The organism is Haloferax sp. ATB1, assembly GCF_000730175.1.
Genome location: NZ_JPES01000036.1, coordinates 20,404 through 35,462 on the forward strand (window position 1 = coordinate 20,404; position 15,059 = coordinate 35,462).

Annotated in this window: 12 protein-coding genes and 1 pseudogene; 8 read left to right on the top strand and 5 right to left on the bottom strand. The window is 65.1% G+C overall.

Annotated elements, in window-relative coordinates; genetic code table 11:
* The first annotated feature begins 1 nt into the window (after position 1).
* The gene (locus ATB1_RS05850; RefSeq protein ID WP_042662660.1) at positions 2 to 490 is read left to right on the top strand and encodes a universal stress protein; all 489 of its coding nucleotides are present in this window, start codon (positions 2 to 4) and stop codon (positions 488 to 490) included.
* An 89-nt stretch (positions 491 to 579) separates the two neighbouring features.
* The gene (locus ATB1_RS05855; RefSeq protein WP_042662661.1) at positions 580 to 795 is read left to right on the top strand and encodes a hypothetical protein; all 216 of its coding nucleotides are present in this window, start codon (positions 580 to 582) and stop codon (positions 793 to 795) included.
* Positions 796 to 867: 72 nt separating this feature from the next.
* Here ATB1_RS05855 and ATB1_RS05860 read toward each other — a convergent pair whose 3' ends face one another.
* The gene (locus ATB1_RS05860; protein ID WP_042662662.1) at positions 868 to 1,311 is read right to left on the bottom strand and encodes a DUF5518 domain-containing protein; all 444 of its coding nucleotides are present in this window, start codon (positions 1,309 to 1,311) and stop codon (positions 868 to 870) included.
* Between the two features lie 323 nt (positions 1,312 to 1,634).
* On the bottom strand, positions 1,635 to 2,885 hold the full coding sequence (locus ATB1_RS05865; RefSeq protein WP_042662663.1) for a tyrosine-type recombinase/integrase: 1,251 nt from the start codon (positions 2,883 to 2,885) through the stop codon (positions 1,635 to 1,637).
* Positions 2,886 to 3,092: 207 nt separating this feature from the next.
* Between ATB1_RS05865 and ATB1_RS05870 the strand changes: the two genes are divergently transcribed.
* Entirely contained in the window at positions 3,093 to 4,565 is a 1,473-nt protein-coding gene (locus tag ATB1_RS05870) for an APC family permease (protein WP_042662664.1), read from the top strand.
* Positions 4,558 to 5,319 (top strand): universal stress protein, encoded by a 762-nt coding sequence (locus ATB1_RS05875; RefSeq protein WP_042662665.1) that lies wholly within the window; start codon positions 4,558 to 4,560, stop codon positions 5,317 to 5,319. Before ATB1_RS05870 ends, ATB1_RS05875 begins: the two co-directional genes overlap by 8 nt.
* A gap of 911 nt (positions 5,320 to 6,230) precedes the next feature.
* On the opposite strand, the gene ATB1_RS05880 is transcribed toward ATB1_RS05875, so the two are convergent.
* Both ATB1_RS05880 and ATB1_RS05885 read right to left on the bottom strand, forming a co-directional pair.
* Positions 6,231 to 7,046: an IclR family transcriptional regulator gene (locus ATB1_RS05880; protein WP_004043255.1), complete on the bottom strand. Its 816-nt coding sequence runs from the start codon at positions 7,044 to 7,046 to the stop codon at positions 6,231 to 6,233.
* Between the two features lie 400 nt (positions 7,047 to 7,446).
* The gene (locus ATB1_RS05885; RefSeq protein WP_042662666.1) at positions 7,447 to 8,694 is read right to left on the bottom strand and encodes a Zn-dependent hydrolase; all 1,248 of its coding nucleotides are present in this window, start codon (positions 8,692 to 8,694) and stop codon (positions 7,447 to 7,449) included.
* Positions 8,695 to 9,120: 426 nt separating this feature from the next.
* Here ATB1_RS05885 and ATB1_RS05890 point away from each other — a divergent pair, with 426 nt between their 5' ends.
* The 4 genes from ATB1_RS05890 to ATB1_RS05905 are packed head-to-tail and all read left to right on the top strand — an operon-like array spanning position 9,121 to position 14,818.
* A complete protein-coding gene (locus ATB1_RS05890) occupies positions 9,121 to 10,794 on the top strand; it encodes an ABC transporter substrate-binding protein (protein WP_042662667.1) in 1,674 nt (557 codons plus the stop codon).
* Positions 10,795 to 10,809: 15 nt separating this feature from the next.
* Positions 10,810 to 11,769 (top strand): ABC transporter permease, encoded by a 960-nt coding sequence (locus tag ATB1_RS05895; RefSeq protein ID WP_042662668.1) that lies wholly within the window; start codon positions 10,810 to 10,812, stop codon positions 11,767 to 11,769.
* A complete protein-coding gene (locus tag ATB1_RS05900) occupies positions 11,769 to 12,668 on the top strand; it encodes an ABC transporter permease (RefSeq protein WP_042662669.1) in 900 nt (299 codons plus the stop codon). Before ATB1_RS05895 ends, ATB1_RS05900 begins: the two co-directional genes overlap by 1 nt.
* Positions 12,665 to 14,818: an ABC transporter ATP-binding protein gene (locus tag ATB1_RS05905; protein ID WP_042662670.1), complete on the top strand. Its 2,154-nt coding sequence runs from the start codon at positions 12,665 to 12,667 to the stop codon at positions 14,816 to 14,818. Before ATB1_RS05900 ends, ATB1_RS05905 begins: the two co-directional genes overlap by 4 nt.
* Before the next feature lie 39 nt (positions 14,819 to 14,857).
* Here ATB1_RS05905 and ATB1_RS05910 read toward each other — a convergent pair.
* Positions 14,858 to 15,059: pseudogene (locus tag ATB1_RS05910) on the bottom strand (DUF1028 domain-containing protein); the annotation flags it as partial.

Below are 15,059 nucleotides of genomic sequence, written 5' to 3' on the forward strand. Positions count from 1 at the left end.
AATGTACGAACATATCCTCATTCCGACTGACGGAAGCGACGCGGCGGAGTACGCCGTCGAACAAGCGGTCGACATCGCGTCGAAGTACGGGGCGACGGTTCACGCGCTGTACGTCGTCGACGTCGACGCCACCAGCTACTCGCTGGGAACTGAACAGGTCGACCGCATCCGACAGGGCCGCCTCGACGACATGCCCGAAGTGAAGGAGGCGGCCGACAAGGCGACGGGCTACGTCGCCGACGTCGCCGCCGAACACGGACTGGCCGTCCGCGAACACGTCGTCCCGGGCGAACCGGCGCGAGCTATCAGGAAGTTCGTCGAGGACAACGACATCGACCTCGTCGTGATGGGCTCGCACGGCCGTTCTGGGCTCTCCCGGGTCGTCCTCGGAAGCGTGACCGAACGCGTCCTGCGGCGGACTCGACTTCCGGTGCTCGTCGTCGACGTCCACGAAAAGGAAGCGGAAACAGAAGCGGAAGCGGAAGCGTAACGCATGTACGACGCGACCCACGCGAGGACGGAGACGACCCACGCGAGGACGACCACGCCACCCGCGACTCCCGACGGGGTGGCCCGCCGATGAGCCTCGCGGAAACGATTCGAACCCACGTGCGCGAACACCGCTCGGGAATGCTGACCGACCTGCTGTTCGCCCTGGCGTGGGTGACGGTCGTTTCGGTCCTGTTCGACGTAGTCGACGGGCCGCAGTGGGCCTTTTACCTCTGTCTGGGTGCGGGCGTCGTCGCGTACTTCGGCTTCTTCGCGTCGGTCGAAGCCGCGCGCGAACAGCGCTGACGCCGGGTTCACTCCCGGACTATTCTCTCGTACGGACTCGGGACGATTGTGGGTTCGCGCTCGCCGGCGCAGTTATTCGTTCGTCGCCGTCGGTGACGGCGGGTCGTACGTCGTCAACGCCGCACCGACCTTCGCGCCCGCGCCGCCGAGGAGCGCCGACAGACCGAACCCGAGCAGGCCGACCGTGGCGACTCCGCCGAGCGCCATCAGCCAGCCAGCGACGACGAACCACGTCGGACCGGACAGTCCGGTCGCGAACGCGAGCACGTCGAACAGTACCCAGAGAATGGGAAGGCCGCCGATGAGTCCCGTCCGAACACCGACGCCGGTCGCCGTCCCGTGCCGTCGCTTCGCCACCGCGCCGACGACGAGTCCGGCGAAGAACACCGCGGTCAGCGACATCGCCGACCGTCCGTCCAGATAGCTCCACGAGACGAACGCCGCCGCGACGAGGCCGCCGACGAGGCTGTACTGCCGTCGCCGCGAGCGTTCGATTGGAGGGCTGAGGCTTTCCATACTCCCACTCGTGTCTACTATCTAATAATTCTGTTCACGAATCGGGAAAATTGGACCGCTCCGCGGCGAACCCGGGCGGTCGCTTTTCGCTTTTGGATTACTTATCTAGTGTTTTGCTGAGACTCCACCGAAACCATCGTTTCGACACTCTGGGGCCAATGTACCCGATATCACGTTTTGAATTCGAGAAAAAGTGACAGTTCTGTCAACTCCCTCCGAGCTGGGACGAACGTGACTACCTTGTGTATAGCGACATACAGTTCATTCGTCCGTTCGTCAGGAGATCGGAAGTCGCTTGGCCTCGCCGCATCACGTAACGACAGCTACTGCGCTATCTGTTCTCCGGCGGACACAGACTCGCCGGTCGACTCGAACACGTCGGCCAGCGTCTCGCGCATCGCCTGCCGGCGGAAGGACCGCCGGCGCTCTTCGGAGAGGTAGTTCGACATGACGACGCCGGCGCTCTTCGACCCCTGGTCGGCGGCGACGCCCTCCAACTGGGCGAGCATTTCGTCGACCGCCGCCTGATAGGCGGTGTACCAGAAGCGCCGACAGAGCTTCGCGGTCGGGACCTCACCGTCGACGGTCACGCCCGCCTCGTCGGCGAGGCGCTTGAACCGCCGGTTGACCGTCTCGCGGGCGATGTGGCCCGAGGCGGCCCGCGAAGAGGGAAACAGCGCGCCGTTCCAGTCGTCCTCCTCGGCGAGCGCGTCGATGCGGGCGGCGACGGCGTCGACGCCGTAGAGGAGCGCGACGGTCCCCGGTCCGTTCTTCCGCGCTTCGAACGCGATGTGCGGGTCGTCACCGGAGAGGACGAGTTGCGACGCGCGGAGCGATGCGAGTTCGTTCGGTCGGAGCCCCCACCCGGCGAGTCCGAGGACGAGAAGCCGGTCTTCGAGGTCGTCGGCGACGGCGTACACGTCGCTCACTTGGTCCGCGGTCATCGTGCGGTTGTCGGGTTGCTCCTGTTCCCAGCGGAACTGCTTCGCGGCGTTCTCGACGGGATTGTACCGCGCGCGCCGGAAGTCCACGAGGTACTCGTAGAACGACCGGACCGTCTGGAGGTATTTGAGCTTCGTCCCGTCGGTGGCGAGTTCGGCGTCGAACTCGTCGAGGACCGCGAGACAGCGGTCTATCTCGTCGGGTTCGGCGTCGCGGTCGTCCAGTCGTGAGAGCAGGTCGGCCGAACCGTGTTGGTCCCGGTAGACACGGGCGAACCGCGCGAGGTGAGTCCGGCGGGTCGGCAACGTCGAGTCCGCGAGGCCGCGCCGCGATTCGAGCATGTCGAGGTAGGACTCGAACGCCTCGACCGTGCGGTCGTCGTCGATGCCCCAGTCGTAGCCCTCGTCGGCGTCCTCGTCGCCGAGGCCGACGACGCCGACGAAGAACTCCCGCGGCGTGAGGTCGTGTTTCTCGCGGAGCGCGTAGGCGATGCCCGACCAGCCGCGTTCGGTCAGCCACGCGTAGGTCGGCACGTCTCGCGTCGGGTCCATCCCGTCGCGGTCCATCGCGGGCGCTATCGTCTCCCAGTAGAACGCTTCGAGTTCGTCGAGTGACTTTCGGGACCAGTTCACCGCGGCTCACCCCGCCCGAACCGGTCGCCGCGTCGCGTTCCGTGCGCCATCGTTCTGCATGCAGGGCGTGTCGCGGACGGATTAACACTTTCTCTCCCGGGGCCCGACGGCGTGACGGTGGGGGAATCGAACCCGCCGCCCAACCCGACCGCCCTCAATATGACGGGTAATAGATATATTGGGGAGACGCAACAAAAGGTAACTACAATGTCGGATGGAAACGACGGCGGTTCGGTGCTCGGGGCGGACCCGCCTGACGACGGGCCGGGGGTCGGCGACGCGGACCCGGCAGTCGACGTCGGTGCCGCGGCCGACGAGGTGACGGTCCTCGAAAGCGGGACCGAGTTGGAGCGGACGATCGGTCTTCGCGGCGGGTTGGCAATCGGCATCGGGACGATGGTCGGCGCGGGTATCTTCGTCTTTCCCGGCCTCGCCGCCGGGCAGGCGGGGCCCGCGGCCGCGATCTCGTTCGCGCTCGGGGCGGTCATCGCGCTGTTGGTCGCGCTCCCGACCTCGGAGTTGGCCACGGCGATGCCGAAAAGCGGCGGCGCGTACTACTTCATCTCCCGCGGCATGGGGTCGGCGTTCGGCGCGGTCGTCGGCATCGGTCTCTGGCTGGGACTCGTCTTCGCCTCGGCGTTCTACCTCGTCGGGTTCGCGCAGTACGCCATCGCCGTGCTGGCGGAGCTGGGGATGATGTCGATGATTTCCGACTCCCAACTGCTCGTGGCAGTGCTCGGCGTCAGCTTCGGGCTTCTCCTGACGGCCCTCAGCATGTTCGGGACCGAGAACGCGACGAAGTTGCAAAACGGCATCGTGAGCCTGCTCCTCGGCATCCTCCTCGTGTTCCTCGTCTACGGCTCGCTCGACACGCTCGGGCTGTTCGGCCGTCAGACCGTCCCCGAGGAGTTCATGCCCTACGGGACGCTCAGCATCTTCACCACGGCGGCGCTCGTGTTCACCTCGTACCTCGGGTTCGCGCAGGTGGCGACGGTCGCGGGCGAGATAACGAAGCCCGGCCGGAACCTCCCGCTTGCGATGGTCGGGTCCGTGGTCGTCGTCGGAGTGCTGTACGTCGTGACCATTCTCGTCTCGACGGGCGCGTTCGGGAGCGCCAGACTCGCCGACTTCGGCGAGACGGCCATCGTCGAGGTCGCCCGCTCGTACCTCGGGTTCCCCGGCGCGGTCGCCATCCTCCTCGCCGGGCTCTTGGCGACGGTATCGAGCGCGAACGCCTCGATTCTCAGTTCGTCGCGCGCCCTCTACGCGCTCAGCCGCGACGCGTTGGTCCCGCCGCAACTCGCGCGAATCAACCTCCGGTACGGGACGCCCCACATCGCGCTCGCGCTGGTCGGCGGGCCGACGGTTGTCCTCGTCGCCGTCGGCCGGACGGAGGTGCTCGCCGAGGTCGCGTCGTTCCTGCACCTCGTCACCTACGGGCTCATCTGCGTGGCGCTCGTCGTCCTCCGTCGGTCGAATCCCATGTGGTACGACCCGTCGTTCCGCGTCCCCGGCTACCCGGCCGTCCCCGTGCTCGGAGCGCTCGCGAGTTTCAGCCTCGTCGCATTCATGCAACCGCTCTCGCAGGCGGTGGGCGTCGTCGTCGCGCTCGCCGCGCTGGTGTGGTACTTCGCATACGCCCGCGACGTACGCCTGAAGGGGGTGAGCACCGATGCGTGACTCCCCCAACGTTCGCGTGCTCGTCCCCGTCGCGGTGCTGGAGGGGCAGGTGATTCCCGACCAACTGGTTCACCTCCTCTCGGAGACGACGGTCGTCCTGCTCGCGTACCACGAGATACCCGAGCAGACGGCCCCCGAACAGGCGAGAGAGCAGTTCGAGCCGAAGGCTCGCGAGGAACTCGACGAACTCGTCTCGGTGTTCGAATCCGCCGGTGCGGCCGTCGAGACGCGGCTCGTGTTCACCCACGACCTGGACCAGACGACAGAGCGCATCGCCACGGAGGCGGAGTGCGATGCGGTGTTGCTCTCGAACCCCGCTCCGACCATCGACCGCGTCATCGTTCCGATAAAGGAGGCTATCAACCTCGACACGATTACCAAAGTCGCCGCGGCCGTCGGAAAACGCGGAGACGTCGAACTCACCCTGTTCCAAGCCGTTCAGGACGACGGCGCGGTTCCGGAGGGCGAAGCCCTCCTCGACGAGGTCGCGAACGACCTGGCCGTTCTCGGGGTCAACCGCGAGCACGTCTCGCGCGTCGTCGTCGTCGCACAGAATCCGCTCCAGGCGCTCATCGAGGGCGCGGACAACCACGACGTGGTCGTGATGGGCGAGGAGAAACCCACGCTCCGTGGCCGACTGTTCGGCGAGACCTCCGACCGAGTCGCCGAGCAGACAGTCGGCCCGGTGCTGGTGGTCCGACGACCGCTCGACCCCGAACCTGACGACGCCGACAGTACTGTGGACCCGGAATGAGAGCGACTCGCCCTCGAGAATCATCAGCTCACCACGGAATATTATTGTATTTTTCTTTCAATTACGGTGGCTTACCCCGGCTGTTTAGGAGTAGTCACGAAAACACCGAAATTATACAATTTCTACAATTTTTACAAATTGTAGTTGGTTTATAGGATTTAGTGGGCTCAACGGGCGATGTTTGAGTAGAAAGATGTCGAATCTTGCTCACGAGTAAATATCGGTTACAGCCGACAACCGATTCGGAGTTCTCTGTTATTGCAAGCCAATTGAATTATTGATTTGGTCAGGCGACTGTCTCAGACGGGTCTCGCCACCTCGCCTCATTGTGGGTACGGAGCGACTCCCTATCGTCGACTTGTTCAGACCGGTTCAGTCGTCCGCGAAGGACACCCGGCCTGCGATAGGCGTACCAGACAACATTACACTGGTAATTTTGTAATCTATTTCGGGTCGTCTGACGGGCGTTAGTCGTCGCCGGCTCCTTCGGTGAGGCGTATCGGCTGCGACTAGAAATACACAGAACTAGCTGTGGTGTGATGTATCGTTGAATCTTCTCTAACTGTTATCCGTTCTGTGTTCATATATGGTCAATACTTCACGATGTTCATCGTTGTCTGTTGCCTCTCTGATGTTCCGTTCTCGCAACTTTTCGGGGTGTGTTGACCGTCCGACGTTCGAAACCATCAATCTCGGCCGACGAGCCGTATCGATGGTCCGAGCGCGACTTCAACAGCACGTCGCCGAGATTCGGGGACGGGACAGCCGTTCGGCCTCACTGCTCGTATCGTCGGTGGCCGCCGACCCGCCCGCGACTCGGCCGAGACCGCTGGTTCTCCGTTTGTGAACCGTGCCGGGGCGCGGCCGACGTGAGGTGGTATCGTGGCTGTGTTGGGGGTAATGCGGCTCGACTAACTGAACGTCGGGAAGTCGTCGTCGGACTCCTCCATGTTGACGTTGACCTCGATGACGTTGGCGGTGTTGACGACGCTCTCGATGAGCTGTTCGTGGTACTCCGGCTGTTTCATCCGACGGACGGGACCGGAGACGCTGATTGAGCCGAGGACGCGCCCGTGGCGGTTCGTCACTGGCGCGCCGATGGCCTGCAGGCCCTTTATCTCCTCTTCGTCGTTGAGCGAGTAGCCCCGGTCGCGAATCGTCTCCAACTCCTCGAAGAGTTCCTCGCGGGTCGTGATGGTCGCCTCGGTCTTGCCCGGCAGGCCGTACTGGTCGATAATCCACTCGACGCGTTCCTTCGGGAGGTGTGCGAGAATGGCTTTGCCCGTCGCCGAGAAGTGGAGGTAGTCGGCGCGCTGGAGTTTGTTCACCTGATAGTCGCTCCCGACGGCCTTCTCGCCGCTCACCTTGTAGAGGTTGACGCCCAGCCCATGCTGCTCGGTCGCCAGATGCGCGTACTCGCCGGTCTTCTCCGCGAGTTCCTCGATTTCGGGCTTGCCGATGCGGTAGAGGATGTTCTGGTACCGGACGTACTCGCCCACGAGGAGGAACTGCAGGGACAACCGGTAGGTGTCTTCTTCCTTTACGACGAACTTCTCGGCCCGGAGCGTGCTCAGGTAGTTGTAGACGACGCTCTTCGAGAGGTCGAGATGATTCGCCAACTCCGTCACTCGCGCGCCGTCCAACTCCTCGAGCGCCCGAACGACATCGAACGCACGAGACACCGTCTTCAGCGTCCGCGGCGAACCGGTCGTGTGTTCGTCTGCCATAGTCCAGTTCGAAGCCCCGATGCCATATGTGTTTGTATTTGACGAACGATCACTTCTGTACGAGCGCGAACTTCGCAGATATTGCCGATATGTGGCGTGATTCGGAGGGTTCTAACTGCACATACTATCTATACAGGCGCTGAAACAGTTAAAAACGACTACTTAGGTCTCGTGTTCTCATTATACAAACATCGCGGTATTTCGAGCAGGTCACCTCGCGTCGAATCGCGAGTAAAGACGGGCGTCGATGGCTCTAACGAGATATTCCTACTTCGCCCTAGGGGCGTTTCGACGGCGCAGTCGTCGCGGAGTAACGGGTGGCAGTCGATTTGAACTCACCGATAGCGCGGGTCCGCGAAGGGCGGAACCGAGAACAGCAGTCGTCGGCCGGGCGGTCTCGTCACTCGGTCGCGAGGTCGGCGAGCGCGCCGGCGAGCACGCGGGTCGCGTCGGCGCAGTCCTCCCAGTCGGTCCACTCGCGGGGGTTGTGCGAGATGCCGTCGCGGGAGGGGGCAAAGAGCAGCGCGGCGTCGGTGACGGCCGCGACGTGCATGGTGTCGTGGCCGGCCCCGGAGTGGAGGTCGAGGGTGTCGAGGTCGGCATCGGTCCCGGCGTCATGGAGCGCGGCGCGGCAGCGCTCGCTCATCTCGACGGGCTTGCGGTCCCATGGGTGCGAGAGCGCGGCCTCGACCGGGCGCTCGGCCTCGATGCGGTCGAGACTCGCCTCCGCCTCGTCGATGACGTACTCGATGGAGTCGTACGCCACGTCGCGGATATCGACGGTCAGGTCGACTTTCCCGGCGATGACGTTGGGCGCGTTCGGCGAGACTTCCAGTTTGCCGACGGTTCCGACTGCGGTCTCCGAGACCTCGTTGCGTTCGTTCGTCGCGCGCTCGACGTCGAGGACGAACTCGCTGGCGGCGGCGAGCGCGTCCGAGCGGTCGTCCATGAGCGTCGACCCGGCGTGGTCGGCTTCGCCCGTGATTTCGACGGCACAGCGCGAGAGGCCGACGATGCTCGTGACGACGCCGGCGGGGACCGCCGCGTCTTCGAGGCGCTCGGACTGCTCGATATGGAGTTCTATCCACGCATCCCAGTCCGCGGCGTCGACGCGCCCGTCGCCCCGGTAGCCGATGTCAGCGAGAGCGTCGCCGAGCGGAATCCCGTCGGCGTCCTCGATGTCGAGGGCCTCTTCGACGCCCAACTCGCCGACGGCGACCGCCGACCCGATGAGGCCGCCGCCGAACCGCTGGCCCTCCTCCTCGGTGAAGTTGACGACCTCGACGGGTCGGACGGGTTCGACTCCGGCGTCCTGCATCGCGCGGACGCTCTCCAGCCCCGCGTAGACGCCGAGCGGGCCGTCGAAGATGCCGCCCTCGGGGACCGAATCGAGGTGGCTTCCCGTGGCGACGGGGGCCGCGCCGGGGTCCGCGCTCTCTGGCTCCCATCGACCGACGATGTTGCCGACCTCGTCGATAGTGATGGAGAGACCGGCGTCCCGGAGGCGTTCGCAGAAGAACTCTCTCGCCCGCCGGTCCGCCTCGCTGCCGGTCAGGACCGTCCGTCCCCGACCCTCGTCCGTCGGGACGGCCCCGAACTCCGCGTTCGACTCGATGTCGCTGCGGAGTCGCTGCTGATTGACTCGCATGGTTCCCGGATTCGTGACTAACCCTATTTTACTGTTTGGAATTCGGTCACATGCGTGACAGTATCGAGCGGCCGCGAACTCCCCGAAATCAGCAGGTACGGCGCGCTGGATGTGCGTTCTGGGACTCTACCCACCGCCATGTCGTTCGAGGACGCGCGTCGGCAACGGTTCGGTCGCCCACGGGTGACCTGCGGGACGCTGATGTGGGCCCAGCGGGGCGCCGATGTCGGCCATCGTTTGCGACGAGGTGGGTTGACATTCGTGGAGCAATCTCGGTTAGAGACGAGACGAAATTGGTCATTCGACAGTTCACTCGTGCTCGGCGCTCGAAACGGTATCTGATATTACATTTTCTCCGTCTCGATATGGTGATTGTACTCACACAACCACAATTTTTATCACACAGTAGCGGATTGGAGCGACTGTATGCAAGAGAATGGCAAGGGGAGCGACTCCTCCGACAGCATCGGCGACGGTACGCGTCGCAGTCGTTTCGACCGCCGCACTTTCCTCGGGGCGGCGGCGACGACCGGTGCGGTGGCGCTCGCCGGATGTACGGGCGGCGGTTCGGACGACAGCACGACCGAAGACTCGGGTTCCACGGACGAGGGCGGCGACACCGAAAGCACTGACACGACCGCCGCGAGCGGCGGGAAGCAGGGCGGCACGCTCCAGTGGGGCGGCGCGGTGCCGGTGCAGGGCCTCGACCCGCACATCGACACTTCGGCGGCCTCGAAGCGCGTTCTGGAGAACATCTACGAGGAAGTCGTCGCGCTGCAGGACGACTACTCCATCCAGCCGCACCTCGCGGAGTCGATGGAGCAGTCCGACGACAACACGCTCCTGACGTTCAACCTCCGGCAGGGCGTCACCTTCCACAACGGCAAGGAGATGACCTCCGAGGACGTGCTGGCGAGCTACGAGCGCGTCCAGAACGGCGACTACCTCGCCACCGGCTTCTTCGACTACGTCGAGGAGCTTCGCGCCCCCGACGACTACACCTTCGAAGTCCAACTCACCGAGCCCTTCGCGCCGTTCCTCGCGAAGATGGCGACGGCGGAGCTGTCGGTCATGCCCGCCGAGAACGCCGAGAAGGACATGGTCGAAGAGCCCATCGGGACCGGCCCGTACGTGTTCGAGAGCCGCGAAATCGAGACCTCGTTCACGATGTCGCGGAACGAGGACTACTGGGGCGCGTCCGACGAGGACGGCCCGTTCATCGACACCATCGTCAAGAGCGAGGTTCCGGACCCGAGCGTCCGCCTCCAGTCGTTCCTCGCCGGCGAGTACGACTTCATCAACGGTATCGCGCCGAAGGACGTCTCCCGCGTCGAGCAGGCCCCCGACGTTCGATTCGAGAAGCAGTTCCCGAAATCGCTCGTCTACCTCGGCTTGAACTGCGACGTGGCTCCGTTCGACAACAAGGACGCCCGCCTCGCGCTCGACTACACCATCGACAAGGAGAAGGTCGCCGAGGCGGCCCTCTACGGCACCGGTCAGACCACCGCGTCCCCGGCGACGCCCGGCAGTCCGTGGGTCAACCCGGACATCGAACCGCGCCCACGTGACCTCGACAAGGCACAGGAACACCTCGACGCCGCCGGCATGTCCGACGGCTTCACGGCGACGTTCAAGATTCCGCAGTCCTACCCGACGCAGGTGCAGGCCGCGGAGGTCATCGCCGCCGACGCCGCCGAGGTCGGAATTAACCTCGAAATCCAGCAGATCACGTGGAGTACGTGGCTCTCCGACGTCTACTCCAACCGCGACTTCCAGGCGACGACGAGTTCCTACCTCGCGCTCTGGTACCCCGACGTGTCGTTCTACAAGTTCCTGCACCCCAACGGGGCGTTCTTCTTCACCAACTGGGTGAACGAGGACTACAACGCGCTCGTCGAGGAGGCGCGCACCATCTACGACGAACAGGAGCGCGCCGACCTCTACCACCAGGCGACGGAGATTCTCCACGAGGAGCGCGCCGGCCACCTCTTCCTGTGGTGGCAGCCGAGTCTCTACGGGGCCGCCTCGCAGTACAAAGGCGACATCGGCGCACCCGACGGGTCGACGCTGCAGTTCGGCGACAACTGGCTCGACCGCTAACAGAGATTCCACACAATGTCGATGTACAACTACGTCTTTCGGCGCGTCGGGTTCATGGCGGTGACGCTGTTCTTCGTCACGCTCATCGCCTTCGCCGTCACCAACATCCTGCCCGGTGACGTGGCCCTGCTCATCTTGGGCCCCAACGCGACCGAACAATCGCTCGAAGCGCTCCAAACCCAACTGGGACTCAACCGCCCGCTGTACGTGCAGTACATCGACTGGGTCGTCGGGCTCCTCCAAGGGAACATGGGCGAATCACTCCGGTTCGGCGAGCCCGTGGCACAGCTCATCGCCGAGCGCCTGCCGCGGTCGATGATGCTCGCGGTCGCCGCGACGCTCATCGCCGTCGTGCTGTCGGTCCCGCTCGGCGTCTACGCCGCCGTCAACCAGAACGAAGCGCCCGACGTGAGCGCCTCGATGTTCGCCTTCGTCGGCATCTCGATGCCCATCTTCCTGTGGGGGCTGGTGTTCATCCTGGTGTTCGCCGTCTGGCTGAACCTCTTTCCGACCGGGGGGTACGTCTCCCCGAGCGAGGACCTCGTCGGGTCGCTCACGCGACTCGTCCTCCCCGCGGGGGCGATGGGCTTCGCGCTCACCGCCTACATCATGCGGATGACCCGGTCGTCGATGCTGGAGGTGCTCAGCGAGGAGTACATCAATCTCGCGCGTGCGAAGGGGATGAGCCAACGGGTCATCGTCCTCAGGCACGCGCTCAAGAACGCAATCATCCCCGTCATCACGGTCATCGCGTTCCAGTTCAGCTACGCGTTCGGCGGGGTCGTCGTGCTCGAAGAGGTGTTCTTCTGGCCCGGCATCGGTCGGTTGACGCTGACCGCGATTCAGAGCCGCGACATCCCCCTGATTCAGGGCTGTATCCTCGTGGTCGCACTCATCTACATGTTCTCGAACTTCGCCGCAGACCTGCTGTACGCGTACTTCGACCCCCGTATCCGCTACGGAGGTGACGACTGATGGCGACCGAACAGGAGACCGACCGCGGTCGGTTCACCATCACGCAGTCACAGCGCGACCGTATCGCCCGGTTCGTCCGGAAGTTCCGCAGTAACACGAAGGCGATGCTCGGCTTTTCCATCGTGGTGATGCTCGTGCTCGTCGCCATCTTCGCGCCGCTCATCGCGCCGTACCCCATCGAGCAGACGAACATCGAAGACCGCTCGCAGGCCCCGTCGGTCGAACACCCGTTCGGCACCGACGACCTCGGCCGCGACATCTTCAGCCGCGTCGTCATGGGGAGCCGCATCTCGCTGTACGTCGGCTTCGGCGCTATCTCCGGCGCGCTCGCCGTCGGGGCGGTCATCGGCGTCGTCGCCGGTTACGCCGGTGGCCTGACCGACGAGATACTGATGCGCGTCATGGACGCCGCGATGGCGTTCCCGCCGGTGTTGCTCGCGCTCACGCTCCTCGTCGTTCTCGGCCCGGAGTTGAGTAACGTCATCATCGCGCTGGCGTTCGTCTACACGCCGTACATCGCCCGCGTCTCGCGGAGCGCGGCGCTGGCCGAACGCAACGAGGCGTACGTCGAGGCCGCCATCGCCCGCGGCGAGAGCGACTCGCGCATCGTCTTCAGCGAGGTGTTCCCGAACTGTATGGCTCCCATGCTGGTGCAGGGGTCGCTGAACGTCTCGTTCGCCATCCTCGCGGAGGCGAGCCTGTCGTTCCTCGGCCTCGGCGCGCAACCCCCGCGGCCGTCGTGGGGGCTGATGATTAACACCGGCCGCGGCTTCATGGAGACCGCGCCGTGGATGTTGCTGTTCCCCGCGCTGGCTATCGGCATCGCCGTCGTCGGGTTCAACATGCTCGGCGACGGACTGCGTGACGTGCTCGACCCCAAAGTGGAGGCGATAGAATGAGCGCTCCCACCACCGCGACCGACGCCGAGGCCGACGACGGCCCGCTGCTCGACGTGCGCGGACTCAGAACCGAGTTCCACACCGAGGGCGGCCCCATCGTCGCCTCCAACGAGGTGTCGTTCTCGCTCGACCGCGGCGAGACCATGGGTCTCGTCGGCGAGTCGGGCGCGGGCAAGTCCGTGACTGCTCGCTCCCTCATGCGACTCATCGACTCGCCCGGCGAAATCACCGGCGGGCAGGTCGTCTTCAACGGGGAAGACCTCCTGCAGAAGACGGAAGCCGAGATGCGCGACATCCGCGGCAACCGCATCGCGATGATTCCGCAGGACCCGATGTCGTCGCTCAACCCGGTGATGACCGTCGGCGAGCAGATCACGGAGACGATTCGCCGCCATCAGGACGTCTCCAAGTCAGAGGCACGCCAGCTCGCCGTCGAATCGATGGACGACGTCGGCATCCCGGACGCCGAAGAGCGCATCGACGACTACCCTCACGAGTTCTCCGGGGGGATGCGCCAGCGCGTCCTCGTCGCCATCGGCTTCTCCTGCGAGCCGGACCTCATCATCGCCGACGAGCCGACCACCGCACTCGACGTGACGACGCAGGCGAAGATTCTCGACCTGCTCAACGAGATGCAGGAGCGCGAGGGGACGGCCGTGCTGATGATCACCCACAATCTCGGCGTCGTCGCCCAGACGTGTGACCACGTCGGCGTCATGTACGCCGGGAACCTCGTGGAGACGGCCGAACTCGGCGACCTGTTCGACCGGCCGCGGCACCCCTACACCCGCGCGCTCATCGACTCCATCCCGGAGGTCGACACCGACTACGACGAACTACCGACGCTCGACGGCGCGATGCCCGACCTCGGGAACCTCCCGAGCGGCTGTAACTTCGCGCCGCGGTGTCCCCACGCCACCGAAGCGTGCCGGACCGGCGGCGACCCGTCGCTCGACGCCGTCGGCGACGACTCCTCTCGCGCGGCGTGTCTCCACGCCGACGACCTCGACCTCTCGGAGAGCACGGTCCCCGAAGCGGGGACCGGCCGCCGCGACATCGACCGCACCGGCGAGCCGCTGTTCGAGGTGCGGAACCTGAAGAAGTACTTCGACGCCGGCGAGGGCGTCTTCGGCAACGTCCACCTCTCGTGGGAGGGCGGCGGCCTGCCGACCGTCGAGCGGCGGCACGTCAAGGCCGTCGACGACGTGAGCTTCGACGTCTACCCCGGCGAGACCGTCGGGCTCGTCGGCGAGTCCGGCTGCGGGAAGTCCACGGTCGCTCGCACCGCGCTCCGCCTCCTCGAACCGACCGACGGCGAGGTGTACTTCGAGGGCCAGCCGCTCCACGAGCTCGGCTCCTCGGAGATTCGGAGTCTGCGCCGCGAGATGCAGATGATATTCCAGGACCCCCAGAGCTCGCTCAACCCGCGGAAGACCGTCGGCCAAATCGTCGGTCGCGCGATGGAGAAACACGGCATCGCCACCGGCGAGGAAAAGCGCGAACGCGTGGGCGACCTGCTCGAACGCGTCGGCCTCTCGCGGGCCGCCGCGAGCAAGTACCCCCACGAGTTCTCCGGCGGCCAACAACAGCGCGTCGCCATCGCGCACGCGCTCGCGGTCGAACCGAAGCTCATCGTCTGCGACGAGCCCGTGTCGGCGCTCGACGTGAGCGTGCAGGCGCAGATTCTCAACCTCCTGAACGAGATTCAGGACGACGAGAACATCTCGTTCCTGTTCATCTCGCACAACATCGGCGTCATCCGGCACATCTGCGACCGCGTGGCCGTGATGTACCTCGGGAAGATAGCGGAGTTCGGGAGCATCGAACAGGTGTTCTCGCCGCCGTTCCACCCCTACACGGAGAGCCTCCTGTCCGCGGTCCCCCACGCGAACCCGGACCGCGAGACGGACCGCATCCTCCTCGAAGGGAGCGTTCCGAGCCCCATCAACCCGCCGTCGGGCTGTCCGTTCCAGACGCGCTGCCCGAAGAAAATCGGCGACGTCTGCGAGCGGGACCTCCCGGAACTCGAAGCGGTCGACGGCGGCGACCACTACATCTCCTGTCACCTATCGGACGAGGAGATGAGCCAGCGCGACTCGTTTATCACGCCGTCGAAGCGCGCGGAGACCAGTCCGGCCGACTCGGACTGACGCCGCCCGCGCGGTCCTTTTTTTGCCCCCGATGTCGGGTCAGTACTTGACGCCGAAGTCGAGAATCTCGTCGGGGTAGTCGCCGAACTGCGCGTCCGTCTCGCGGCGAATCTGGTCTTTCGCGCGCCGCGCCTCCGCGAGCAGGTCGCGCAGGTCGGCCACCGGTTCGGCGGAGAGGTCGACCCGGAGGTTGTGGTAGAACTCCGGCGTCGGCGCGTGGACGAGCAGCGCGGCGCTCAGC